Source organism: Planotetraspora phitsanulokensis, from assembly GCF_016863295.1.
GTDB lineage: Bacteria > Actinomycetota > Actinomycetes > Streptosporangiales > Streptosporangiaceae > Planotetraspora > Planotetraspora phitsanulokensis.
The window spans coordinates 183,497-208,392 of record NZ_BOOP01000013.1; the positions used below are offsets into that span (position 1 = coordinate 183,497).

23 protein-coding genes are annotated in these 24,896 nt (G+C 70.3%); 14 read left to right on the plus strand and 9 right to left on the minus strand.

Going from position 1 to position 24,896, the window contains the following annotated elements; translation table 11 throughout:
* Positions 1-18: 18 nt before the first annotated feature.
* Positions 19-1,254 carry a class I SAM-dependent RNA methyltransferase gene (locus Pph01_RS16540; protein WP_239116751.1) on the plus strand — a complete coding sequence of 412 codons (1,236 nt, stop codon included), beginning with the start codon at positions 19-21 and terminating at the stop codon, positions 1,252-1,254.
* A gap of 175 nt (positions 1,255-1,429) precedes the next feature.
* A complete protein-coding gene (locus Pph01_RS16545) occupies positions 1,430-2,251 on the plus strand; it encodes a helix-turn-helix domain-containing protein (protein ID WP_204073967.1) in 822 nt (273 codons plus the stop codon).
* A 24-nt stretch (positions 2,252-2,275) separates the two neighbouring features.
* Here the strand turns inward: Pph01_RS16545 and Pph01_RS16550 are convergent, their stop codons facing one another.
* The gene (locus tag Pph01_RS16550) at positions 2,276-3,349 is read right to left on the minus strand and encodes a glycoside hydrolase family 18 protein (RefSeq protein ID WP_204073968.1); all 1,074 of its coding nucleotides are present in this window, start codon (positions 3,347-3,349) and stop codon (positions 2,276-2,278) included.
* Positions 3,350-3,442: 93 nt separating this feature from the next.
* Here Pph01_RS16550 and Pph01_RS16555 point away from each other — a divergent pair, with 93 nt between their 5' ends.
* The 4 genes from Pph01_RS16555 to mug all read left to right on the plus strand — a co-directional run bounded on the left by Pph01_RS16555 (position 3,443) and on the right by mug (position 9,192).
* Positions 3,443-4,360 (plus strand): LLM class F420-dependent oxidoreductase, encoded by a 918-nt coding sequence (locus Pph01_RS16555; protein WP_204073969.1) that lies wholly within the window; start codon positions 3,443-3,445, stop codon positions 4,358-4,360.
* A 63-nt stretch (positions 4,361-4,423) separates the two neighbouring features.
* A complete protein-coding gene (locus Pph01_RS16560; RefSeq protein ID WP_204073970.1) occupies positions 4,424-5,995 on the plus strand; it encodes a 3' terminal RNA ribose 2'-O-methyltransferase Hen1 in 1,572 nt (523 codons plus the stop codon).
* Between the two features lie 61 nt (positions 5,996-6,056).
* Complete coding sequence (locus tag Pph01_RS16565) at positions 6,057-8,537, plus strand: polynucleotide kinase-phosphatase (RefSeq protein ID WP_239116752.1); 2,481 nt, start codon at positions 6,057-6,059, stop codon at positions 8,535-8,537.
* Positions 8,538-8,592: 55 nt separating this feature from the next.
* On the plus strand, positions 8,593-9,192 hold the full coding sequence (mug, locus tag Pph01_RS16570; protein WP_204073972.1) for a G/U mismatch-specific DNA glycosylase: 600 nt from the start codon (positions 8,593-8,595) through the stop codon (positions 9,190-9,192).
* Here mug and Pph01_RS16575 read toward each other — a convergent pair.
* From Pph01_RS16575 to Pph01_RS16595, 6 genes are all read right to left on the minus strand, one after another.
* Positions 9,135-9,749, minus strand: coding sequence for a DUF6879 family protein (locus Pph01_RS16575; RefSeq protein WP_204073973.1), 615 nt, complete (start codon positions 9,747-9,749; stop codon positions 9,135-9,137). The genes mug and Pph01_RS16575 overlap by 58 nt on opposite strands.
* A 107-nt stretch (positions 9,750-9,856) precedes the next feature.
* Positions 9,857-9,982, minus strand: a complete 126-nt coding sequence (locus tag Pph01_RS43340) for a hypothetical protein (RefSeq protein ID WP_275412838.1) — start codon at positions 9,980-9,982, stop codon at positions 9,857-9,859.
* Between the two features lie 104 nt (positions 9,983-10,086).
* A complete protein-coding gene (locus Pph01_RS16580; RefSeq protein ID WP_204073974.1) occupies positions 10,087-11,190 on the minus strand; it encodes a HesA/MoeB/ThiF family protein in 1,104 nt (367 codons plus the stop codon).
* Positions 11,191-11,340: 150 nt separating this feature from the next.
* Positions 11,341-11,880, minus strand: coding sequence for a DUF1707 SHOCT-like domain-containing protein (locus Pph01_RS16585; RefSeq protein ID WP_204073975.1), 540 nt, complete (start codon positions 11,878-11,880; stop codon positions 11,341-11,343).
* A gap of 5 nt (positions 11,881-11,885) precedes the next feature.
* The gene (locus tag Pph01_RS16590; RefSeq protein WP_204073976.1) at positions 11,886-12,599 is read right to left on the minus strand and encodes a PadR family transcriptional regulator; all 714 of its coding nucleotides are present in this window, start codon (positions 12,597-12,599) and stop codon (positions 11,886-11,888) included.
* A gap of 97 nt (positions 12,600-12,696) precedes the next feature.
* Positions 12,697-13,233, minus strand: coding sequence for a CGNR zinc finger domain-containing protein (locus tag Pph01_RS16595; RefSeq protein WP_204073977.1), 537 nt, complete (start codon positions 13,231-13,233; stop codon positions 12,697-12,699).
* An 88-nt stretch (positions 13,234-13,321) separates the two neighbouring features.
* Between Pph01_RS16595 and Pph01_RS16600 the strand changes: the two genes are divergently transcribed.
* The 3 genes from Pph01_RS16600 to Pph01_RS16610 all read left to right on the plus strand — a co-directional run bounded on the left by Pph01_RS16600 (position 13,322) and on the right by Pph01_RS16610 (position 18,526).
* Positions 13,322-14,689 (plus strand): MFS transporter, encoded by a 1,368-nt coding sequence (locus Pph01_RS16600; protein WP_239116753.1) that lies wholly within the window; start codon positions 13,322-13,324, stop codon positions 14,687-14,689.
* A 182-nt stretch (positions 14,690-14,871) separates the two neighbouring features.
* Positions 14,872-15,588: a metal-dependent hydrolase gene (locus Pph01_RS16605; protein ID WP_239116754.1), complete on the plus strand. Its 717-nt coding sequence runs from the start codon at positions 14,872-14,874 to the stop codon at positions 15,586-15,588.
* A 163-nt stretch (positions 15,589-15,751) separates the two neighbouring features.
* Positions 15,752-18,526, plus strand: coding sequence for an aconitate hydratase (locus Pph01_RS16610; protein ID WP_204073979.1), 2,775 nt, complete (start codon positions 15,752-15,754; stop codon positions 18,524-18,526).
* 56 nt (positions 18,527-18,582) lie between these two features.
* Here Pph01_RS16610 and Pph01_RS16615 read toward each other — a convergent pair whose 3' ends face one another.
* Entirely contained in the window at positions 18,583-18,921 is a 339-nt protein-coding gene (locus tag Pph01_RS16615) for a type II toxin-antitoxin system PemK/MazF family toxin (protein ID WP_204073980.1), read from the minus strand.
* On the minus strand, positions 18,887-19,210 hold the full coding sequence (locus Pph01_RS16620; RefSeq protein ID WP_204073981.1) for a hypothetical protein: 324 nt from the start codon (positions 19,208-19,210) through the stop codon (positions 18,887-18,889). Before Pph01_RS16620 ends, Pph01_RS16615 begins: the two co-directional genes overlap by 35 nt.
* Positions 19,211-19,398: 188 nt before the next feature.
* Between Pph01_RS16620 and Pph01_RS16625 the strand changes: the two genes are divergently transcribed.
* From Pph01_RS16625 to Pph01_RS16645, 5 genes are all read left to right on the plus strand, one after another.
* Positions 19,399-20,127, plus strand: coding sequence for a TSUP family transporter (locus Pph01_RS16625; RefSeq protein ID WP_204073982.1), 729 nt, complete (start codon positions 19,399-19,401; stop codon positions 20,125-20,127).
* A gap of 244 nt (positions 20,128-20,371) precedes the next feature.
* A complete protein-coding gene (locus tag Pph01_RS16630) occupies positions 20,372-21,487 on the plus strand; it encodes a sugar ABC transporter substrate-binding protein (protein ID WP_204073983.1) in 1,116 nt (371 codons plus the stop codon).
* A gap of 66 nt (positions 21,488-21,553) precedes the next feature.
* The gene (locus tag Pph01_RS16635; protein ID WP_204073984.1) at positions 21,554-22,330 is read left to right on the plus strand and encodes an ATP-binding cassette domain-containing protein; all 777 of its coding nucleotides are present in this window, start codon (positions 21,554-21,556) and stop codon (positions 22,328-22,330) included.
* Positions 22,327-23,577 (plus strand): sugar ABC transporter permease, encoded by a 1,251-nt coding sequence (locus Pph01_RS16640; RefSeq protein WP_204073985.1) that lies wholly within the window; start codon positions 22,327-22,329, stop codon positions 23,575-23,577. The genes Pph01_RS16635 and Pph01_RS16640 overlap by 4 nt, the downstream gene beginning before the upstream one ends.
* Before the next feature lie 82 nt (positions 23,578-23,659).
* Positions 23,660-24,865 (plus strand): ROK family transcriptional regulator, encoded by a 1,206-nt coding sequence (locus Pph01_RS16645; RefSeq protein WP_204074117.1) that lies wholly within the window; start codon positions 23,660-23,662, stop codon positions 24,863-24,865.
* Positions 24,866-24,896: the final 31 nt, after the last annotated feature.

Here is a 24,896-nt window from a genome sequence, read left to right on the forward strand (position 1 = left end):
ATGCGAAGGAGGGGCGCTGTGCCCATCGAGCTGACCGTGGATCGAGTCGCCAACGGCGGCTGGTGCGTGGCCAGGCACGAGGGCCGCGTGGTGTTTGTCCGGCACGCCCTGCCGGGGGAGCGGGTCCTGGCTGAGATCACCGAGGAGACCGCCCGGTTCCTGAGGGCCGACGCCGTCGAAATCCTCGAGGCCTCCCCTGACCGGGTGACGCCGCCCTGTCCCTTCAGCGGGCCCGGCCGGTGCGGCGGGTGCGACTGGCAGCACGCCTCGCTCGAGGCGCAGCGGCGGATGAAGGCCGAGGTCGTCGCCGAACAGCTTCAGCGGCTGGCCGGACTCGAGTGGAAGGTCGAGGTCGAGGAGGTGCCGGGCGCGCCGGACGGCCTCGGCTGGCGCACTCGTGTGCAGTTCGCCGTCGACGACGACGGGACCGCCGGGCTCCGCCGGCATCGGTCCCACGTCATCGAGCACATCGACCGGTGCCTGATCGCCCATCCCGCCGTCGAGGAGATCGGAGCCGAGACCCTCGACTGGCGTGGCAGCGCCTCGGTCGAGGTGGTCGCGGCGGCGAGCGGCGACCGGGCCGTGATCGTGGAACCCCTGCCTCACCGGCGCGTGGCCGTACCCGACGTGGACGCGTCGGTCCTGCTCGACGAGGGCAGGCGCGGCACCCGCGCGCTCAGGGGGCAGGCGTCGCTGGTCGAGCGGGTCCGCGACCGGGACTTCCGGGTGACCGCGAGCGGCTTCTGGCAGGTCCACCCCGGGGCGGCCGAGACGCTGCTCGACGCGGTGCTCGACTTCGGGCAGCCGAAGGAGGGGGAGTGGGCCCTCGACCTCTACTGCGGAGCCGGCCTGTTCGCCGCGGGACTCGCCCGGGCCGTCGGCCCCGAGGGGGCGGTGCTGGGGATCGAGTCGGAGCCGCAGGCCGTCCAGGACGCCCGGTGGAACCTGCGTGACCTCCCTCAGGCCACGTTCGAGCGCGGCAGGGTGGAGGAGGCGCTCGACCGGCTGGACGTCGAGGTGGCCGATCTCGTCGTCGCCGACCCGCCCAGAGCCGGCCTCGGCCGCCCGGTCGTCGACCGCGTCGCCTCCCTGCGTGCGCCGCGGATCGTCTACGTCTCCTGCGACCCCGCCACGCTCGCGCGGGACATCGCCTGGTTCGCCGGGCACGGCTACCGCCTGGCGGGGCTGAGGGCGTTCGACCAGTACCCGATGACCCACCACGTGGAGTGTGTGGCGCTGCTGGTCAAGGAGTAGATCAAGGTGAAGACCCGGGGCCGGAACGGCCCCGGGTCCTCAGTTCATGCCACGCCGACCTGTTCCGGCGCACGGAGCGCGCACGACCGTCGACCATGGGGGTCCAGCGGGCCAGAAGCGCAAATATTTGTACCTTTTGCGTGGATTTGACCTCAAATTTCTTATCCTCCCTGGCATGGGCAGTCTTCTGGGCGAGTTCCTTCGCGCTCGGCGTCACCTCACGACCGTTGATCAGGTCGGGTTGACGCGCGCGGGCGACCGCCGCCGGACACCCGGGTTGCGCCGCGAGGAGATCGCGATGCTGGCGGGCCTCAGCACCGACTACTACGCACGGCTGGAACAGGGACGGGACAACAACCCGTCGGCTCAGGTGCTCGCCTCCCTGGCGCAGGCCTTCCGGCTCAGTCCCGACGCCACCGAGCACCTGTACACGCTCGCGCAGCCGCGAGCGGGCTTCCATGCGGCCACGGCCCCTGTCGATCGGCTCGATCTGCGCGTCCTGCGGTTCCTTGAGAGATGGGATGACGCGTCGGCGTTCGTGGTGAACCGCCGCCTGGACATTCTGGCCAAGAACCGGGTGGCCACCGGGCTCCTCAGCGAGTTCGAGCACACCGACAACCTGATCAGGTTGACCTTCCTCAGCCCCATCGCACGCGAGTTCTGGCTGGACTGGGAGCAGGAGGCCGCCGCCAACGTGGCGCACCTGCGTGCCGTGGCGGGAGCGGACCACGACGACCCGTCGCTCCGCAAGCTGGTCGACGAGCTGTCACGCGGGAGTGAGGACTTCCGGCGGCTGTGGGCGCGCCACGACGTGCGGGGCAGGACCCGGGGCCTCGTACGCCTCCACCACGGCCGTGTCGGCGAGATCACCTTGTGGAACGAGACGTTCCGCATCGACAGCGTCCCCGGTCTGCGCGTCTTCGTCGGCGAGCCCGAGCCGGGCCCGTCGAGCGACGCCATGGCCCGGTTGTGCGCCCTCAGCTGCGGCGGCCGGTGACGCACATGGGCGGGCGAGCGGCGGTCAGGTGACCGTCGGGGCGCTGAGCAGGCGAAGGACCTCGTCCGCCGGCCGGGCGCCCCGGACCGACAACCACGCGAGCCCGGTCCTCGACCGGAACGCCAGGAGCCTTTCCGCCTCGGAGACGCTGAGGTCGTCCGGGCCCACCAGAACGGGGGTGAGCCCCATCCGCTGCCAGCCCGCCCTGCCGGTGACCCCCAGGGCCTCCTCGAGCTGGGCGTGCGCCGCCTTGGCGGCGATGGAGAGCCTGCGCAGGTTGTCGCGGGAGCCGGGCGCGAACCTCATGAGCAGGTTGACGGTGTCGACCTCGGCTCCCGCCTCGCCGGTGGCGCGCAACATCTCCGCGTGTGCGGGCAGCAGGCCGTCCTCGGTCACGGGGAGGGTGAAGGTGACGCCGAGCGGGCGCCCCGCGTCCTGCGCCTCGTGCTGAAGGATCGCGATGACCACGGCCCGGCGCTCGATGGTCGCGGGGTCACCCGGATCGTCGAGCTCGAAGTCGATCGCGACGGGCTCGAAGGCGTCGATCATGCGCTGGTAGGCCGCGGTCAGGCGGGTCCGGCTCGGGCAGGCGGCGGAAAGCTCCGGTCCGTACGGCCCGCCGAACGCCAGCCCCGCGTCCCCGCCCTGCGCTCGCAGCCGGTCGATGCTGTCGGCGACCTGGTCGTCCCTCTCGACCGTGCCGTCCCAGGTGGGGGTGCACCCGTCGATTCCCGCGGTGAGATGGCCGACCGTGTACCAGACGATCCCGGTGCGCCGGGCGTTCGCCGCCAGGTCGAACCGCGGGCTCCGGGCGGCGTCCACGAATCCCATGTAGCCCGAAGGGCGGCTGGTGTGCGTCCGCTGCGGCGGAAGGCCGCCGGGCGGCTGCGCCGTCGGCCGTCCCGGATCGACCGCCAGGGGCGGCTGCGCCGCGACTGGCGATCTCGTGGGCCCCTCCGCCGTGCCCCAGTCGGCGCGCATCTGCGCGGGAAGCAGCCAGAGGGCGACCCCGGTGGTCGTGACCAGTGCGACCGCGCCCAGCATCACCAGGAAACGAGGCGGGTTCCCCACCTCGCGGGTATGCCGTGCCGAATCCACCGTTCGCCACCCTCAGTCGTCTTGTGACTACGTTGCGCACAGGAGGCTTGAACTTTAGCAATCGCTCTCATGAGGGGAGGGGATAATGGCCCGATGAAATTGAGGATCTTCACTGAGCCCCAGCAGGGCGCGACCTACGACGATCTGCTCGTGGTGGCCCAGGCGGCTGAGCGGCTGGGATTCGACGCGTTCTTCCGGTCCGACCATTACCAGCGGATCGGTGCGGGTGACCCCGGAGTCGGCTCGACGGACGCATGGGTGACGCTGGCGGGGCTCGCGAGAGAGACCTCGCACATCCGGCTGGGCACGCTGGTGACGCCGACCACCTTCCGGCTCCCCGGCCCGCTCGCGATCAGCGTCGCCGGGGTCGACCAGATGAGCGGCGGGCGAGTCGAGCTCGGCCTCGGCGCCGGCTGGTACGACGACGAGCACCACGCGTACGGCATCCCGTTCCCGCCGGTGCGGGAGCGGTTCGATCGGCTGGAGGAGCAGCTGGAGATCATCACCGGTCTCTGGGGCGCCGCCAAGTCCTTCTCGTACGAGGGCGCCCACTACAGCGTGGTGGACTCGCCGGCGTTGCCGAAGCCGGTCCAGAGCCCGCGGCCTCCGCTCATCCTGGGCGGTTTCGGTGCACGGCGGACGCCCAGCCTGGTGGCCCGCTTCGCCGACGAGTACAACGTGCCCTTCCGCACCGTGGAGCAGACCGGCACCGCCTACGACCGGGTGCGGGCGGCGTGCGAGGAGGCCGGCCGCGAGACCGTCCTGCTGTCGGCCGCCCAGGTCGTCTGCGTGGGACGGGACGAGGCCGAGCTCGCCAAACGGGCCGAGGTCATCGGCCAGGACGTGACGGAGCTGCGCAGGACCGGACTGGCCGGGACTCCGTCGGAGGTCGTGGACAGGATCGGCGAGTTCGGCGCGCTGGGCGCGGAGCGGGTCTATCTCCAGGTGCTCGACCTGGCCGACCTCGACCACCTGGAGCTGCTCGCGGCCGAGGTCATGCCGCACGTCTGAGCCGGCAATCCGCGCAAGGCAAATCAGTCGCGGACGAAAGGGGCATCCGGCACACTTTGCCGGGTGCTCCTCACCATCTCGACGACCATGTCGCCGGCCACAGACCTGGGCTTCCTCCTGCACAAACATCCGGACCGCGTTCAGGAGTTCGGCCAGTCGTTCGGCATGGCCCGCGTCCTGTATCCGGAGGCGGGCGAGCACCGGTGCACGGCCGCGCTGCTGCTGGAGGTCGACCCGATCCGGCTCGTCCGATCCCGCGGCAAGTCGTCGCCCGACTTCTCGCTCGGGCAGTACGTCAACGACCGGCCGTACGCCGCGTCGTCGCTGCTCGCGGTCGCCCTGGCCGATGTGTTCCGCACGGCGAGGACCGGGCGCTGCGCCGCCCGGCAGAAGCTCGCCGACGGGCCGATCCCGCTGGAGCTCGGACTGCCCGCACTGCCGTGCAGGGGCGGCGCCGACCTCGCGCGCCGGCTGTTCGAGCCCCTCGGCTGGCAGGTGGAGGCCACCGCCGTCCCACTCGATGAGAACTTCCCGGAATGGGGCGACTCGCGCTACGTCCGGCTGACGCTGCGCGGCGAGGTGCGCCTGGCCGACGCGCTCAACCACCTGTACGTGCTGCTTCCCGTGCTGGACGACGCCAAGCACTACTGGATCGCGGGCGACGAGGTGGACAAGCTGATCCGGGCGGGCGGCGGCTGGCTGGGCGCGCATCCGGAGCGGATGCTGATCACGCGCCGTTATCTCGGCCGCCGCTGGGCGCTGGCCCGGACGGCCTTCGCCCGCCTGGCCGAGATCGGCGACGACGTCGAGGAGTCGCTGGAGCCGCCCGCCGAGGAGGAGGTCGCGGACGCGCCGCACGACGCCGACGCCGACGCCGACGCCGGCAGCGACGCCGACACCGGCAGCGGCACCGACAGCGAGACCGGCAGCGACACCGACAGCGGTGACGCGGCCGCGGCCGGCGACGCCGCCGAGGAGGCTCAGGCGGCCGAGCCCCGTACGCCGCTGAACACCCTGCGGCGTGACGCGGTCGTGTCGGCGCTGGAGGAGATCGGCGCCCGTTCCGTCATCGACCTCGGCTGCGGTTCGGGGCAGCTGGTGTCGGCGCTGCTGAGCCGCCCGTCGTTCGCCAAGGTCACCGGGGTGGACGTGTCGGCGCGGGTGCTCGCCATGGCCGCGCGCAAGCTCAGGCTGGAGCGCATGCCGGACGCCAAGCGGGCACGGGTGGAGCTGTTCCAGGGGTCGCTGACGTACACGGACGACCGGTTCGCGGGACATGACGCGGCGGTGCTGATGGAGGTCGTCGAGCACGTCGACCCGCCGAGGCTCCCCGCTCTCGAGCGGGTGGTCTTCGGCGTGGCCAGGCCGCGCCATGTCGTCGTGACCACGCCGAACGTCGAGTACAACGTCAGGTACGAAGGCCTGACGGATCCGGAGGCGGGTCCCTCGCGGATGCGTCATCCGGACCACAGGTTCGAGTGGACCAGGGCCGAGTTCGCCGCGTGGGCGGCCGGCGTCTGCGACGCGTACGGCTACGAGGCGGCCTTCAGACCGGTGGGGGAGGACGACCCCGAGGTGGGCCCGCCGACCCAGATGGCCGTCTTCCGCCTCCCCGCCCAGCCCTCCTCGGCATGATCATGCGCGGAATCGGATGTGGCGGACGCATGCACTACGGATTACGGAAGAGGCGGTCGTGATGGAGATCAGTGTTCCGCGGATGGCGCTGGTGCTGCTCGTGGGTATCTCGGGCAGCGGGAAGTCGACCTTCGCCGCCAGGCACTTCGCGCCCACGCAGGTCATCTCCTCGGACTACTGCCGTGGCCTGGTCTCCGACGACGAGAACGACCAGTCGGCGACCCCCGACGCGTTCGACGTCCTCCACTACATCGTGGGCACCCGGCTGAGGCGCGGCCTGCTGACGGTCGTCGACGCCACCAACGTCCAGTGGGAGGCGCGCAAGCAGCTGATCGAGCTGGCCAAGAGCCATGACGTGCTGGTCGACGCGATCGTGCTCGACGTCCCCGAGGAGGTGGCGATCGCCCGCAACGCCACCAGGCTCGACCGGGCGTTCGGCCCGCACGTGATCACCCGTCAGAGGAAGGACCTGCGCCGTTCGCTCGGCAAGATCAGCAGGGACGGCTTCCGCCGGGTTCACGTGCTGCGGGGCGAGGAGATCGACGGCGCCGTCGTCACCTACGAGAAGGCGTGGTCGGACCGTACCGAGCTCACCGGCCCCTTCGACCTCATCGGCGACGTTCACGGCTGCCGTTCCGAGCTGGAGACCCTGCTGCGGACCCTCGGCTGGACGGTGACGCCCACGGGCGCCGTCCACCCCGAAGGCCGTACGGCCGTGTTCGTCGGCGACCTGGTGGACCGCGGCCCCGACACCCCGGGCGTGCTGCGGCTGGTCATGGGCATGGTCGAGGCGGGAACGGCGCTGTGCGTCTCCGGCAACCACGAGCAGAAACTCGTCCGCGCGCTCAACGGGCGCAAGGTCAGGGTCGCCCACGGACTGGAGGAGTCGCTGACCCAGCTCGCCGCGGAGCCTGAGGAGTTCAGGGACGCCGCGAAGGCGTTCATGGACGGCCTCATCAGCCACTACCGGCTCGACGGTGGCGCGCTCGTCGTCGCGCACGCCGGCCTCAAGGAGGCCTACCACGGGCGTGCGTCCGGCCGGGTGCGCGCGTTCGCGCTCTACGGCGACACGACGGGCGAGACCGACGAGTACGGCCTGCCGGTCCGTTACCCGTGGGCGAACGAGTACCGGGGACGCGCGATGGTCGTCTACGGCCACACGCCGACCACGGAGCCCGAGTGGGTCAACAACACGATCTGCCTGGACACGGGAGCCGTGTTCGGCGGCAGCCTGACCGCGCTCCGCTACCCCGAACGGCAGATCGTCTCGGTTCCGGCGGAGAAGGTCTGGTACGAGCCGGTCAGGCCGCTCACGTCCCAGTACTCCCGCGACCCCGGCGTCCTCGACATCGGCGACGTGACGGGCACGCGGTACGTGGAGACCAGGTACGGCGGACGGATCAAGATCGCGCAGGAGAACTCGGCGGCGGCTCTGGAGATCATGAGCCGTTTCTCCGTGGATCCCCGCTGGCTGGTGTACCTCCCGCCGACCATGGCGCCGCCGGAGACCTCGTCGCTCGACGGTTTCCTCGAGCACCCGGATCAGGCGTTCGAGGAGTACGCCAGGGCGGGCGTGTCCCGGGTCGTGTGCGAGGAGAAGCACATGGGTTCGCGGGCGATAGCCGTGCTGGCCAGGACCCCCGACGCCGCGGCCAAGCGGTTCGGCGTCACGGACGGCACGACCGGCAGCGTCTACACCCGCACCGGGCGGCCGTTCTTCGACGCCCTCGGCGGGGAACTCGTCGACCGGCTCCGTGACGCGGTGAGCCCGCTCTGGGACGAGCTGGGAACCGACTGGGTGGTGCTCGACTGCGAGTTGCTGCCCTGGTCGGCGAAGGCCGAGGGACTGATCCGCGACCAGTACGCCTCCGTCGGCGCCGCGGCGGGGGCCGCCCTGCCCGAGGCGCTGGCGCTGCTCGAGACGGCGGCCGGGCGCGGCCTGGATGTAGGCGGCCTGGTCGACCGCACCCGACGCCGTCTGGACAACGCTGCCCTGTTTCGCGACGCATATGCCCGATACTGCTGGCCGGTTTCCGGCCTCGACGGCGTACGGCTCGCGCCGTTCCAGATCCTCGCCTGTGAGGGTCGCGCGACGGCCGTGCTCGAACCGCATTCGTGGCACCTGGACGTGCTCGGGCGCCTGGACTCCGGCATCCTCGCGCCGACCCGGCACGTGTACGTGTCGCTGGACTCGGAGGAGGAACGGGCGGCCGCGGTCGACTGGTGGTCGGCGCTGACCGCCGCCGGGGGAGAGGGCATGGTCGTCAAGCCCGTCGAGCACACGCCCGGCCGGGTGCAGCCGGGGATCAAGGTGCGCGGGCGGGAGTACCTGCGCATCATCTACGGCCCGGACTACACGGAGTCGCTCGGCGAGCTGCGCGGACGTTTCCTCGGCAGGAAGCGGTCGCTGGCGTCGCGCGAGCACGCGCTCGGCCTGGAGGCGCTCACCAGCCTCGCTGAGGGCGACCCCCTGTGGCGCGTGCACGAGATGGTGTTCGCCGTGCTCGCGCTGGAGTCCGAGCCGGTCGACCCTCGGCTGTGAGGTGACCGTGGGCCTCGCCGCGAGGCGGCGAAGCGGCGAGGCCTACGATCTGCTCATGCCTCCGACCAAGGCCGAGCTCGAGGCGGCCAGGGACGCGACGATCCCGGACGTGATCGGGCCCGGTCTCGACGTGCTGTTCTGCGGGATCAATCCGGGCCTGTACTCCGCCGCGACCGGCTTCCACTTCGCCCGCCCGGGCAACCGCTTCTGGCCGGCGTTGCACCTGTCAGGTCTGGTCCCGCGACTGCTGGCGCCGCACGAGCAGGGGCTCTTACCGTCGTACGGCCTGGGCATCACCAACCTGGTGGCCAGGGCGACCGCGCGGGCGGAGGAGCTCAGGCCCGAGGAGTTCCGCGAGGGCGGCGCGCTGCTCGCGGATCTCGTGCGGCGCGCCGGTCCCCGGGTCCTGGCCGTCTGCGGCGTCTCCGCCTACCGCGTCGCCTTCGGCCGGCCCAAAGCGGCGATCGGCCCGCAGGACGACGTGATCGGTGGCGCGGCCGTGTGGGTCTTGCCCAACCCGAGCGGCCTCAACGCCCACTGGAGGCTGGAGGGGATCGCCGCGGAGATGGCCCGCCTGCGCCCGGCGCCCGACGGCGTTCAGGAGGAGACCCGGCTTACCGCCGGCGGTGGCAACGGGGCGACCTCCCGCTCATAGTGGTCGAGGAGGTCCTCGGCCGCGCCGTACAGCTCGGCCATGATGCCGACGCACTCCTCGATCAGGGACATGTCGGTGATCCGTCGTCCTCCGGTGTGGGCGCCCGCCCGGTCGTAGAGCACCTCGTACATGAGGTCGGGCCCCAGGATCACGAGTTCGGGAAGCGGGGCGGCGCGTTCCAGCCACCGCACCGCTGAGGCGGGCAGCACGCGGGCCCGCTCGCCCGCGCGGGTCCGCGCCGCGAGCAGCTCCAGCTCCCACTGCATGTACGGCGTGAGCGGCGTCTCCACGATCCGCAGCCGCCGCAGCTCGATCCGCGAGGGCAGGTCGCGGGAGAACCGCATCTCCTTGATGAGGGTCAGGGCGCGGCGCCAGTCGCCGTCCATCATGGCGACCCAGCTGGGCACGTCGGGTTCGTGGAAGTGCTGGGCGCGTTCGAGCTTCCAGACGACTCCCTCGACGTCCTGGAAGCACTCGTAGAACTCCATCAGGTAGTCGTCGACGGGCAGGATCACTCCTGCGGTCCGTCTGACGCGTTCGATCGCTTCTCCGGGCATGGGGCCTCCTTCGGCGTACCGCCGAGATCGAGTCATGGGACCCGCGCCGAGGCCCCAGCCCGGATCGTGGAACCTCGCGCGGTTCGTCCTGACGAACGTGGTGGTCTTCAGTTCCCAGTGGAGTTGCTGCACACGGTCGTCTCCGTCGTGTCCAGCCTTCTGATCAGGATCTTCGTGATGGCCTGCCGCTCGGTCCGCTCGTCCGGCTCGGGCTCTGCCTCGGTCGGGTGCATCCTCGCCCTCCGTAGTTCGATGTGGCCGCGCCCGTTTCCCCCGAAAGCGACAGGTTGATGGTTCGTCGCGGGCCATCGCCGGTCAAGACCCAATTCCGTTCCGCTCACGCGGTCAGGCCGGAGGGCGCGCACACGGGGCAGCCCGGGCGCGGCGGGTGGCGGACCCATACGTGGTGTTCGGGGGCGATGAGGTTCAGTCCCTGGAGCGTTCCCGCCGTGGGTTGGGGGACCCCGGTGATCAGGGAGATCACGGCGTGCGCGACCAGTTGCCCGGAGATGCCGGCCGATATGGCCATCACCCCTGGTCCGCCGAGGTCCGCGGGAAGGCCGGGCCGCCGCCTGCGCGCCTCGCCCTCGATGAGGCACTCGTAGCAGGCACCGCGGCCGCGTTCGAACGTTCCCACGGTCACCAGCGGGCCGTTGTAGCCGCCGCCGACCCAGGGCACGCCCGAGTCCGCGCAGACGCGGTTGGCCCAGACGCTGATCCCCTCGGCCAGGCCGCACCCCCTCGGCTCGTCGGCGCACAGCGCGAGCACGTCGCAGTCCTCGACGAGGCGCCGCAGGTCCGCCTCGCCGTCCACCCTGCGGCTCTCACCGGTGATCTCGATGTCGGAGTTCAGCCGGCGCAGCCTCTCCACCGCGATGTCGACCTTCATGCGGCCGATGTCCTCCTCGCTGTAGAGGACCTGCCGGTTCAGGTTCGACAACTCCACCACGTCGGCGTCGACGCAGTGGATGCGCCCGACTCCGGTCGCCGCGAGGGCCCACGCGGCGTGGCTGCCGGTGCCGCCGAGCCCGAGGACGACGACGCGGGCCTTCTTCAGGCGCACCTGCGCCTCCCAGGCGTGCGGGCGGGGAGTCAGGTCCACGAGGTGGAAGAACGCCTGGCTCCTCCCGTACCGGTCGCGCTCCCGCGCGCTGATCTCCTCGGGCACCTGGGCGGACGCGTCCTCCACGTAGCCCGAGTCGATCAGTGTGCCCACGATCTCCCGCGCCTCGGGCGCCGAGACGCCGGGCACCGAGCGGCAGATCGTTTCGGCGATGTCGTCGGGCGTCCGCGTGCCGTCCATCAGGGTCAGCGCGGCCCACGCGCCCCCGAGGGGATCGGTGATCTCCGAGGCGAGCCCGTAGATCTCGCCCCCGATGCGCACCGTGCCGTCGTCGAGCCTGTGCGGCTCGTGCCTGCTCTTGACGCGTGGCAGCAGCACCTGTCCGGACCCCCTCGCACATCGGCCGGCGGAGCAGGCCTCCGCCGGCCGTCTGCCCGAAGGTCACACGGTCGAACCGGTGTCGCGACGTGTACGGCAGCCGACCGGGACAGGCCTCGCTCGCCAAGTCATCATCTGGGGCCCGGTTGTTCAAGACCCAATTCCGGGCCGCCGGTGACGATGACCGCGGCGATGGTGGGCCACGCCCGCCACGACCATGATCAGCCAGATGACGAACATGACCTTGATCACGGCGAACAGCGGCCATGCCGTGCCGGTCAGCACCGCGACGAGGACCAGTGCCCCGACGACCAGGAGCGGGACGGGAGGCCCGCCCCTGCGGACACGACCGCGATGAGCCCGCCGGCGTGCCGCGGCCAGGTGCGGTCCCCAGGTCGCGAGGTCGCCGTGATGGCGCTGCCAGGGCGGCACGCCATGGTCCCACGGCATGCCGTGCGCTTCCCGCGCCGGCTTGTGAGGTGAGGCGTCGGCACCGTACGGCACGTCGGCGCCCGGGAGGTCGGCGGTGACCCGCCGGAGGTCGCCCGCGGTGCGGGCGGAAAGAGCGGCGTCGAGGCGCTGGTCGAGTTCGTCGCGGGTGATCCGGCCCTGCACGAACGCGTCGTGCAGGCTCCGGGTCACCTCGTCGCGCTCCCTGTCGCCGATTCGCATCTCGTCCGGAGAGGCCATTGCCGTCACTCCTCGGCGGGGTCGCCGTCTGCGAGGATCTGGTAGAGCTTGCGCCGCGTCTCGGTCAGCACCTGCTTGGCCTGCCTGACCTGGCCGTCGGTCCCGTTGTGCGCGAGCTGGAACAGGGCCGAGGCGGCCTGGCGGGACAGGTCGAACAGTTCGTGGACGTTGTCCCCGATGTCCGGCGTCATCTCCTCCCAGGGCGCCCGCACCTCGTCCGGGTGGGACTCGATGTACGCGCGGCCGGCTTCGGTGAGCTGGAAGGTCTTGCGCCCGTCCGTCTCCTCGGCGCGGACCAGGCCCTCGTCGGTGAGCTGCTGGAGAGCCGGGTAGACGGCGCCGGGGCTGGGCTTCCAGCCGCCCTCGCTGCGCTCGGCGATCTCCTGGATGATCTGGTAGCCGTTGCGGGGCTCCTCGGCGAGCAGCGCGAGGATGGCGGCGCGGACGTCGCCGCGCTTGGCCTTCCTCGGCCTGCCGAACCCCCGGCCGAAGGGCATTCCGCCCGGTCCGAACGGTCCGCCGGGACCACCCGGTCCGAAGCCGCCCCACGGGCCGCGCCCCCGGTGGCCGCCCCTGTGCCGGTGCTCCTGCGGACCGGGGTTGTGATGCTCGTCATGCCACATGGCTGCTCCTCTCATGGCGGCACGCAGCGCGTGCCCTAACCGGCGGTACTCCTCTCGATGGGCCCATGGCCCGTTCATGGCGAAAGCCGCTGTCATGGTGTCCTCCTTGAACAGTCTCGACTATCTCTTGATGCTTCAACGATATATCGCGAGCGTTCTGAAGAACAAGCCATATCTCGAAATTTCGCCGGATCTAGGTGTCGCGCGCCGTTTTCTGGCGGTCGGCGTACGCCCGCGACTTGGCGCGGTTGCCGCAGACCCGCATCGTGCACCAGCGTCGTGTGCGACTCCGGGTGGCGTCCCAGAACACCCACTCGCACAAGTGGCCGGGGCACTGCTTGAGCCGCGACCACTCGCCGCCGGCCACCACGCGGGCCCAGGCGGCGGCGATCACGGCGAGCGGTCCGGCGCCGAGCAGGGGCTCGCCCGGCTCGTGCCCGGCCCCCAGGTGCACCCGGAGCGGCACCCCGTCCAGGACGGCCTGGGCCGCCTCGATCGCCCGGGGATCGGCCGCGCCGCCGTTGGCGGCCAGCAGCCGGGCCCGCAGGCCGGTCCGCAGGACGATCGCCTGCCGGTGCGTGACCTCGTCCACGCCGTCGGAGGGGAGCCCCTGCTCCCGCAGCCAGGCCGACAGCCCCTCCGGCGACGTGATCGTGTCGGTCTCCGCCTCGACGTCCACCGTGTTGGCGAAATCGCGGATCAACGCCGCGTGCCGGGACGGTTCGGTCATGTTCGTCACCCTGCCTTCACATCTTCCATCAAACCACTTAGACGGTTAGCCTTCTAACCGTCTAACTCGATAGAAGGTTGGAGCGCCCGTGAGCGAGACGCCGGTGAGTGAGCCCCCGATCACGTCACCGGGCGCGGAGAGATCCCGCCCCGGCCGCAACGAGGTCGTCCTGGTCGCCTTCACGGCGATGACGAACCTGGCCGACGGCGTCCTGAAGATCACGTTGCCACTGCTTGCCGTCGGGCTCGGCGGCAGTGCGGGACAGGTGGCCGGCGTCGGGCTCACGCTCACGCTGCCGTGGTTGCTCGTGTCGCTTCCCGTGGGCGTGCTCGCCGACCGGGCGGACCGGCGCCGGCTGATCATCGTCGCCGACCTCGTTCGCCTGGCGGCCGCGCTGGCGCTGCTCGCCGCCGCCTCCAGCGGCGGGCTGTCCCTGGCGGTCCTGTACGCGGCGGGGCTGGTCATCGGCGTCGCCGAGGTCGTGGCCAACACGGCCACCGGGGCCGTCGTGCCCGCGGCCGTGCCCCGGCGGCGCCGGGCGCGGGCCAACGCGTGGATCGCCGGGACGGAGACCCTGGCCAACGAGTTCTGCGGGCCCGCGGTCGGCGGGTTGCTCGTCGGCGTCGGCGCCTCACTCGCGCTCGGGTCCTCTGCCGCCGCATTCGCGGCGGGAGCCGTCCTGATCGCCCTGCTCGCCGGCTCCTTCCGGCCGGCGCGCCGGAACGCGGCCGAACCGGCGTCCCAGACCGGGTCCGTGCCCACGACACGGAGAGGCACCGCGGGGATGCTCGCCGAGATCGGGGAAGGTCTGCGCTTCCTGTGGCGCGACCGGCTGCTGCGGACCCTCTCCCTGACGATCACCGTCCTCGCGGGGGCGTGGAGCGCATGGCTGGCGCTCATGCCGTCCTACGCGACCGCGGTGCTCGAGACCGATCCCCGCGGCTACGGCCTGCTGATCAGTGCCATCGGCCTCGGCGGGCTCGCGGGCGCGGGGACGACCGCCGTGGTCAACAGGTTGCTGGGCGTGCGGTGGGCGCTGTTCGCCGATCTGGTCGGCACCTTCCTGATGGTGGTCGTGCCCGCGATCCTCCCGGTCGCCTGGGCCGTCGGCGTCGCCGCGTTCGCCGGGGGAATGGGCGGCACCCTCTGGTCGGTGAACTCCCGGACGATCGCCCAGGCCCTCGTGCCCGACCGGCTGCTCGGCAGGTACGGCTCGGCCGCCCGCCTGCTCGGCTGGGGGACGTTGCCGCTCGGCGCGGCGCTCGCCGGGGTGCTCGCGGAGGTGTTCGGTCTCCGGTTCGCCTTCGGCGTCTTCGCCGTCGTGGTGGCCGCGTTGACCGTGCCGTTCCTGCGGGTCGTCACCCCGGCGGAGCTGCGCCGGGCCACCGAATCGGATACGGGGGAGGATAGTGATGCAGATCACGAGAATATCCGCCAGAACGGGAACAGGATCTGAGACCGGCACGTTATCTCCAGCAGACGGGGTTGTTCTGCTCTGAGAGGGCTGGGGGGTGCTCTCGGAGAGGAACAATCCCGTCTGCTGTATCTGCAGGTCATTTCGGGCGACACGCGGCAAATGTTCGGTTCGATGATTTTGTCGGCCCGGTGCCGTACGATCTCGGCCGTGATCTTGTCATGATGGGGCATTCGCATGCCCTCAGCGGGGCTGTCGCCTGGCTGGCGGTATCGCCGGCACTCATAGCGTTACCAGGTCTGACCTCTCCGGAGCTGGCCACCGTGACGGGGAGCATCATGTCCCCGCCGGAGCTGATCGCTGGCGCGGTCATCTGTGCGGGGGCGGCCATGCTGCCCGACCTCGACCACCCGAGTGCGACCATCGCGCAGACGTTCGGGCCGGCCACGTGGTTGCTGAGCAAGGGGGTCAACTTCATCAGCGGCGGGCATCGCCACGCCACCCATTCCCTGCTCTTCGCCGCTGTGTCCGGGGTCGGCGCCCACCTGCTGGGGCAGTACTCCCCGATCGGGCGCGACATCCTCGTCGCGCTGATGATCGGCCTGGCACTGCGGGCGATCGGGATCGGCATCCCGAACAAGACGATCACCTCGGCGGTCCTCAACGTCGCGCTGACGGCGGGACTGTTCACCGCCTTCCACTTCATGGACGTCTCGTACTCCTGGCTGGGCTTCGCGATCGGGATCGGCTGTCTCGCCCACATCGTCGGTGACTGCCTGACCGAGCGCGGCTGCCCGGTGTTGTGGCCCATCAAGGCGCGGTGGCTGCTCCCGTGGGACATCGGCTTCAAGACCGGCAAGAAGTTCGAGAACCAGATCGTCGGGCCGGTCCTGTCGATCGCGGTGATCGCGCTGTTCTGCCTGCGTCTCGTGCCCGCCTGACCGCTGCCAGGGGGTTAACTTGATGTCGAGATATCTCTGGAGATATCTTGATGTCGAGACATCCGGACGCGCCCGGGCGACCTCGTTGCCCGGCGCGCACCGCAGGTGCGGCAGGATGCATACAACGTGAGACAAGCCCGGAAACCTGGGGAGGCGATCCTTCGTGTCCGCGAACAGCTTCGGCAGCCGTGACACGCTCCGCGTCGGTGACGCGTCGTACGAGATCTATCGGCTGGACGCCGTCGAGGGGTCGGCGCGCCTCCCGTACAGCCTGAAGATCCTGCTTGAGAACCTTCTCCGCACGGAGGACGGCGCGAACATCACCGCCGACCACGTCCGCGCCATCGCGGGCTGGGACCCCGGCGCAACCCCGAGCGTGGAGATCCAGTTCACGCCGGCCCGCGTGATCATGCAGGACTTCACCGGCGTCCCCTGCGTGGTGGACCTCGCCACCATGCGGGAGGCCGTGCGCGACCTGGGAGGCGACCCGGCGAGGATCAACCCCCTCGCCCCGGCCGAGATGGTCATCGACCACTCGGTCATCGTCGACTACTTCGGCCACCCCGACTCCTTCGCCCGCAACGTCGAGCGGGAGTACGAGCGCAACCGCGAGCGCTACCAGTTCCTGCGCTGGGGGCAGACCGCCTTCGACGAGTTCAAGGTCGTGCCGCCCGGCACCGGCATCGTCCACCAGGTGAACATCGAGCACCTGGCCCGCGTGGTCATGATCCGGGACGGCAAGGCCTACCCCGACACCTGTGTCGGCACCGACTCCCACACCACCATGGAGAACGGCATCGGCGTCCTCGGCTGGGGCGTCGGAGGCATCGAGGCGGAGGCCGCGATGCTCGGCCAGCCGATCTCGATGCTGATCCCGCGGGTGGTCGGCTTCAAGCTGACCGGCAAGCTGCCCGCGGGCGCGACCGCCACCGACCTCGTGCTCACGATCACCGAGATGCTGCGCAAGCACGGCGTGGTCGGCAAGTTCGTCGAGTTCTACGGCGAGGGCGTCTCCAGCGTGCCGCTGGCCAACCGGGCCACGATCGGCAACATGAGCCCCGAGTTCGGCTCCACCTGCGCGATCTTCCCGATCGACGAGCAGACGACCGACTACCTCAAGCTGACCGGCCGGTCCGCGGAGCAGGTCGCGCTCGTCGAGGCGTACGCCAAGGAGCAGGGCCTCTGGCTCGACCCGTCAGCGCCCGAGCCGGTCTTCTCCGAGTACATCGAGCTCGACCTGGCCACCGTGGTCCCGTCGATCGCCGGTCCCAAGCGCCCGCAGGACCGCATCGCCCTGTCGGAGTCGAAGTCCGCGTGGCGTGCGGCCGTGCGGGACTACGCCCCTGGCGACAGCGTCCAGGGCCCCGCGGACGAGGCCTCGGCGGAGTCGTTCCCCGCCTCGGACTCTCCGGCGATCTCCCACTCCGGCAACGGGGACGTGCCGCACGCGGCGCACCTCAACGGCGAGCGGCCGCACCGGCCGACCCCGGTCACGCTGTCGGACGGCACGTCGTTCGAGATCGACCACGGCGTCGTCACCATCGCCGCGATCACCTCGTGCACCAACACCTCCAACCCGTACGTCATGCTGGGCGCGGCGTTGCTCGCGAAGAACGCCGTCGACAAGGGCCTGACCCGCAAGCCCTGGGTGAAGACCTCCCTGGCTCCCGGCTCGCAGGTCGTCACCGGCTACTTCGAGCGCTCCGGGCTCACGCCGTACCTCGACAAGCTGGGGTTCAACCTCGTCGGCTACGGCTGCACCACGTGCATCGGGAACTCGGGCCCGCTTGAGCCGGAGATCTCCGCGGCCATCCAGGAGTCCGACCTCGCGGTGACGGCGGTCCTGTCCGGCAACCGCAACTTCGAGGGCCGGATCAACCCCGACGTCAAGATGAACTACTTGGCCTCGCCGCCGCTGGTCGTCGCCTACGCGCTGGCCGGCACGATGGACATCGACCTGAACAACGAGCCGCTCGGCACGGGCGCCGACGGCGAGCCGGTGTTCCTCGCCGACATCTGGCCCGCGCCGGAGGACGTCGCGTCGGTGGTGTCGGAGTCGATCGGGCAGGACATGTTCCTGCGCGACTACGCCGACGTCTTCAAGGGCGACGAGAACTGGCAGTCGCTGCCCATCCCGACCGGGAACACCTTCGAGTGGGACCCGTCCTCGACCTACGTGCGCAAGGCGCCGTACTTCGACGGGATGCCCGCTTCTCCGGAGCCGGTGACGGACATCTCCGGCGCGCGGGTGATGGCGCTGCTCGGCGACTCGGTCACGACCGACCACATCTCGCCGGCCGGCTCGATCAAGGCGGACTCCCCGGCGGGCCGCTACCTGCGCGAGCACGGGGTCGAGGTCAAGGACTTCAACTCCTACGGCTCCCGCCGCGGCAACCACGAGGTGATGATCCGGGGCACCTTCGCCAACATCCGGCTGAAGAACCTGCTGCTCAACGGTGTGGAGGGCGGCTTCACCCGCGACTTCACCAAGGGCGGCGAGCAGGCGTTCATCTACGACGCCTCGAGCAACTACCAGGCCGCCGGCATCCCGCTGGTCGTCCTGGCGGGCAAGGAGTACGGCTCCGGGTCGTCGCGTGACTGGGCGGCCAAGGGAACCGCGCTGCTCGGCGTCCGCGCCGTCATCGCGGAGTCCTACGAGCGCATCCACCGGTCGAACCTGATCGGCATGGGCGTGCTGCCCCTGCAGTTCCCCGAGGGCCAGACGGCGGCGTCGCTGGGCCTGACCGGTGAGGAGACCTTCGACATCACCGGGGTCGAGGAACTGAACGACGGGACCACGCCGGCGACCGTGACGGTGAAGGCGGGCGACGTCGAGTTCCAGGCGGTCGTCCGGATCGACACCCCCGGAGAGGCCGACTACTACCGCCACGGCGGCATCATGCAGTACGTCCTGCGGTCGCTGCTCGCCAAGAGCTGACCTCGACGGCGTCTGAGCCGCCCGGACGGATCTCCGTCCGGGCGGCTCTTCGTTTGTCACTTCCGCAGCAGATGCCGAAGAACGGCTTTCAACTGGTCGAACGCCGCGTCGTCCACCGACCCCAGTCGTCGATGGAGCCTGCGCACGGATACGCTCCGCACCTGCTCCAACATGACCCAGCTCGGCTTGTTCAGACCTGTTTCCAGGGTGTCGACCGATACGTGAAACGGCCAGTCACGCGCCGTCGTGGTGACGGGTGCCGTCACCACGAGGCCGAGGGGGACACCGTTGAGCGCTGAGCCGCTCATGATCACCGCAGGCCGTGTGCCGGCCTGCTCGCGGCCTAGCGTCTGGCCGTAGTCAGTCAGCCAGATGTCGCCCTGATCGATTCTCATCGTGCTCCTGAGGGGTGAGATGGGAGAAGTCCTCCGGCTCGAGGCCGTCCGCCACGGCGTTGTCGAAGATCGCGGTTTCGGCGAGATAGTCGGCCCAGGCCTCGGGGTCCGCCTGTGTGCGGGCGACGGCCGCCGCGCATGCCTGGACGAACTTCTTGTGCTCGTAATCGGAGACGGCATCGTCGATCACTGCGGTCATGGGTCTTCCTTCCTGTTCGGCGATTTGCGCGATCTTGTCGCGAGTAACGGTGCTGACCCTGATCGTCGTGTGCTTCTGCTCGCCGCTCATACGAAAGAGGCTACGCCGATGTCTACAGATGGGTCTATGACGATGTCGTCGAGATACAACCATACGAGTCGGCCGATCGCTCTCGCAAGGGGTTTCGATTACTGTCGGTGATTGTCGGCCGAAGGGTGCTCGAGGGGCGAGATAACCGGTTGTCCGGCGGTTCTCGGCCCTGGCTAGGGTTGCCCGGCATGTGGTCTGAGCTCTTTCCCCTGCTCGCCGGGGGCGTGGCGGTGTTCGTGGGCGCGGTCGTGCAGGGAGGCGTGGGCTTCGGGCTGGGCCTGATGGCCTCTCCCTTGATCGCCATCACGAACCCGGACGTCATGCCGGGTGCCGTCCAGGTCGTCAACGCCACGTTGCCGCTGTTCACGCTGGCCGTCGAGTGGCGCGGAGTCGACTGGAGGGGCCTCGGCTTCGCCGTACTGGGCCGGTTGCCCGGCAGCGCCATCGGGGCCGTCGTCGTGGTCTACGTGAGCACCCGCGCGCTGGGCGTGCTCGTCGGCGTGATGGTGGTGATCGCGGTCGTGCTGACGGCCCGCGCGCCGGCCGTGCCGCGCAACGGCAAGACGATCGCGTCGGCCGGCTTCCTCTCCGGGGTCACGGGGACGGCGACCGGCATCGGCGGCCCGCCGATGGCACTGGTGTACCAGAGCGCCAGAGGGACCCAGGTCAGGGCCACTCTCGCGCTGTTCTTCCTGTTCGGCGCCCTGCAGTCGCTGGGCATCCTGGCCGTCGTCGGAAAGTTGCCGGCCCGGGCGCTGTGGACCGGAGCGGCCCTCATCCCGTTCATGATCCTCGGGTTCGCCGTGTCGGGCCCCCTGCGGCGGCGTCTCGACGGCGGAAGGCTGCGCGTCGCCGTGCTCACGGTCGCGTCCGTGTCCGCGTGCACCCTCATCGGCCAGAGTCTTGCCAGGTGGTGACGGCTCGGCGAATTCTCGTTTCTTCATTGTTACCGCGGACAACAAAAGTTACCGTCCTGTGTCTTACCTCCCGCTTTGTTTCTGTCTTACGTTGTCTCAAACAACATTCCCTGAAGCGGTGAGTGCCGTGACCCGGCGTTGCCGAACAGGGCGGCCGACCAGCAATCTCAGTGCCGGCTTCTGGGATCGCCACGTGGCCGGCCGCACCTCCTCATAGACCCCCAGCCAGAAAGGACCCAGGCCAATGCGCAAGGGGATCCTCACCATCGGCGCCACAGTCGCGGCGCTCTCTCTTGGTCTCACCGCCTGCGGGGGCGACGACGGTGGCACCTCGGCCACGGCGAGCGGGGCGCCGGCGGCGTCCGGCGCCTCGGTCGGCAAGATCGGCGTCATCCTCCCCGACAGCAAGTCGTCGGCCCGGTGGGAGACCGCTGACCGGAAGTACCTCAAGGAGGCCTTCGACGCGGCGGGCGTGGAGTCGGACATCCAGAACGCCCAGGGCGACAAGACGGCGTTCCAGACGATCGCCGACCAGATGATCACCAACGGCGCCAAGGTCCTGGTGATCGTCAACCTGGACAGCGGCACCGGCAAGGCCGTGCTCGACAAGGCCCAGTCGCAGGGTGTCGCCACGATCGACTACGACCGCCTGACCCTCGGCGGCAGCGCCTCCTACTACGTGTCGTTCGACAACGAGAAGGTCGGCCAGCTGCAGGGTGAGGGCCTGGTGAAGTGCCTCACCGACGACAAGGTGGAGAAGCCGATCATCGCCGAGCTGAACGGCTCGCCGACCGACAACAACGCCACGCTGTTCAAGAACGGCTACGACTCGGTCCTCAAGCCCAAGTACGACTCCGGCGAGTACGTCAAGGGCCCGGACGACTCGGTTCCGGACTGGGACAACGCGCAGGCCGGCACCATCTTCGAGCAGCAGCTGACCCAGCAGCCCAAGATCGCCGGTGTTCTCGCCGCCAACGACGGCCTCGGCAACGCGGCCATCGCGGTGCTGAAGAAGGAGAAGCTGAACGGCAAGGTCCCGGTCACCGGCCAGGACGCGACCGTCCAGGGTCTGCAGAACATCCTCGCCGGCGACCAGTGCATGACGGTCTACAAGGCGATCAAGAAGGAGGCCGACGCGGCCTCGCAGCTGGCCATCGCCCTGGCCAAGGGTGAGAAGCCGGCCGCTCCCGCCACGGTCAAGGACCCGGAGTCGAACCGTGACGTCCCCTCGGTCCTGCTCGACCCGCAGGCGATCTACTTCGACAACGTCAAGGACGTCGTCACCGACGGCTACGTGACCAAGGACGAGCTGTGCACGGGCGACTTCGCCGCCAAGTGCACCGAGGCCGGCGTCAGCTGAGTTCCACTCGATCGGGCCGGTACGGCGGCAGCCGTACCGGCCCCTTGAAGTACGGAGTCATCCATCGTGTCCCAGGGACCGGTCCTGGAACTGCGCGGCATCAACAAGAGCTTCGGTGCCGTGCAGGTCCTTCATGATGTCGCCTTCTCGGCTTACTCAGGAGAGGTGACAGCACTGGTCGGCGACAACGGCGCCGGCAAGTCCACGCTGGTGAAGTGCATCGGTGGGATCCACCCCATCGACACCGGCGAATACTTCTTCGAGGGCGAGAAGGTCCACGTGAGCGGGCCCCGGGACGCCGCGGCTCTGGGCGTCGAGATCGTCTACCAGGATCTCGCGCTGTGCGACAACCTCGACATCGTCCAGAACATGTTCCTCGGCCGTGAGCGCAAGAGCGGCCTGGTGCTGGACGAGGCCACGATGGAGGAGATGGCCGCCAAGACCCTCGAGGGCCTGTCGGTCCGCACGGTGACCTCGCTGCGTCAGTACGTGTCCAGCCTCTCCGGAGGCCAGCGCCAGACCGTGGCGATCGCCAAGGCCGTCCTGTGGAACAGCAAGGTCGTCATCCTCGACGAGCCGACCGCCGCCCTCGGCGTCGCGCAGACCGCCCAGGTGCTGGAGCTGGTCCGCCGCCTCGCGGACAACGGTCTCGCCGTCGTGCTCATCTCGCACAACATGAACGACGTCTTCGCCGTGTCCGACCGGGTCGCGGCCCTCTACCTGGGACGGATGGCCGCCCAGGTCAAGACCTCCGAGGTCACCCACTCGCAGGTCGTGGAACTCATCACGGCCGGGCGCAGCGGTGAGCTCGGCATCAAGAACGGCAACGGAGCGGCAGCATGACCACGGAAACGCTCCCGGAGCAGCAGCGCAGGAACGACGCCTCGATCGCCGGCTACGCCAAGGGCTACATCGACCGGGTGCGGGGCGGCGAGCTCGGCGCGCTGCCCGCGGTCTTCGGCCTCATCGTGCTGTGCGTGATCTTCTCGATCCTCCGCCCGGCCTTCCTGACGCCGGGGAACTTCGCGAACCTGTTCACCCAGGGCGCGGCCGTCGTGGTCATCGCGATGGGCCTCATCTTCGTCCTGCTCCTCGGCGAGATCGACCTGTCGGCGGGCTACGCCAGCGGCGTGTGCGCCGCCGTCCTCGCCGTGTCCCTGACCAACCAGGGCTACCCCTGGTACGTGGCGGTGGTGGCCGCGATGGCGACCGGCGTCGTCATCGGCCTGGTCCTGGGATCACTGGTCGCCAAGCTGGGCATCCCGTCGTTCGTCGTGACGCTGGCGGCCTTCCTCGGCTTCCAGGGCGTCCTGCTGCTCCTGGTCAAGGGCGGCACGAACATCTCGATCAGGGACACCACGATCCTCGCGATCGCCAACAAGAACGTGCCGCCGATCGTCAGCTGGATCGTGCTGGTCGTCGGCGTGGTCGTCTACGCGGGCATCCAGCTCTTCCGGGCCCGGCGCCGCATCGGCCGCGGGCTGGCGGCCGACCCGCTCACGCTCATCGCCTTCCGCGTCCTGTCCCTCGCCGTCATCAGCGGCGTGGCCATCTACGTGCTCAACCTGGAGCGCAGCCGCAACGCCCTGATCGTGTCGCTCAAGGGCGTGCCGATCGTGGTCCCGATCATCGTGGTGCTGCTGATCGTGTGGACGTTCGTCCTGCGCCGCACGGCGTACGGCCGGCACATCTACGCCGTCGGCGGCAACGCCGAGGCCTCGCGCCGCGCCGGCATCAACGTGGACCGCATCCGCATCTCCGCGTTCGTGATCTGTTCGTTCATGGCGTCGATCGGCGGCGTCATCGCGGCGTCCCGCGCCAACTCGGTCGACCCGAACACGGGCGGCAGCGACGTGCTCCTGTTCGCGGTGGGCGCGGCCGTCATCGGCGGCACCAGCCTCTTCGGCGGCAAGGGGCGAGCCCTCGACGCGGTTCTCGGCGGCGCCGTCGTGGCCGTCATCCAGAACGGCATGGGCCTGATGGGCTACAGCGCGGGGGTGAAGTACGTCGTCACCGGCTCGGTGCTGCTGCTCGCCGCTGGCGTGGACGCCCTGTCCAGGAGGCGGGCGGCCTCGACCGGCCGGCGATGACCCACCGAAAGCGACAGGGTGATCTCCCCGTAGGGTGATCACCGATCCCTGACCCACAAGGAGAACCGAGGCTGTCCAGATGATGCGCGCAGGTCCCTCACAGGAGGAGATCCGCAAGCACAACCTCGGCACACTGCTCCGCCACGTCCACCTGGGAGGGCCCACCTCCCGGGCGGAGCTGACCAGCCTGATGGGGCTGAACCGCAGCACCATCATGGCGCTGACGGCCGATCTGACGGCCGCGGGCCTGGTCAGGGAAGAGCTCCCGAAGGACACCGGCAAGGCGGGCCGTCCGTCGCTGGTCGTGCGGCCGGAGTCGGCGCGGGTCTACGTGCTGGCGTTCGACGTCGGCGTGGATCGGCTCGCCGCGGCCCGGGTCGGCCTCGGCGGAGTGATCCTGGACCGCCGGGTGGCCGTGCGGCAGCGCGGGTCGTTCGACATGGCCCAGGTCGTCGGCATCCTGGCGGGGTTCGCCCGGCAGATGCTCCGCAAGACCCGCCCCGACACCGTCTGCGTCGGGGCGGCGGCGGCGATCTGCGGCGCCGTGCGGAAGTCGGACGGGGTCGTCAGGATCGGGCCGAACATCGGCATGGAGGAGACGCCGTTCGGCGAGGAGCTCTCCGGGAAGCTCGCGCTCGGGCTGCCGGTGAACGTCGGCAACGACGCCAACCTCGGCGCGCTCGCCGAGCACACGCGGGGGATCGGCCAGGGCTGCCGCGACCTCGTGTACCTGCACGGCGACGTGGGAATCGGCGGCGGCATCGTGGTGAACGGCCAGCTCCTCGGAGGGTTCGCCGGCTACGGCGGCGAGGTCGGCCACATGATCGTCAACCCCGGCGGCCGGCCGTGCGGCTGCGGGTCCCGCGGCTGCCTCGAGGCCGAGGTGGGGGAGCGGGCGCTGATGGAGCACGCCGGGCGCAACGGCAGCGACGCGGTCGGCCGCGACAGCGTGCGTTCCGTGGTCGACGCCGCCGACCGGGGCGACGTGGTCGCCCAGGAGGCCCTTCACGGGGTCGGGAACTGGCTCGGCCTCGGCGTCTCGAACCTGGTCAACATCTTCAACCCGGAGATGGTGATCTTCGGGGGTACGCTCAGGGAGATGTACCTGGGATCCGCGGCCCAGGTGCGCAGCCAGATCAACCTCGGGACCCTGGGAGCGTCGCGGGAGAACCTCCGTCTGCGCACGTCGGGCCTGGGGGACGACGCGCCCCTGCTGGGGGCCGCCGAGCTGGCCTTCGGCCAGGTGCTCGCGGATCCTCTCGACGTCCTGTCCCGTCATACAGGGTGATCCGGCGCGGATCCGCGTGACCTGGCTCACA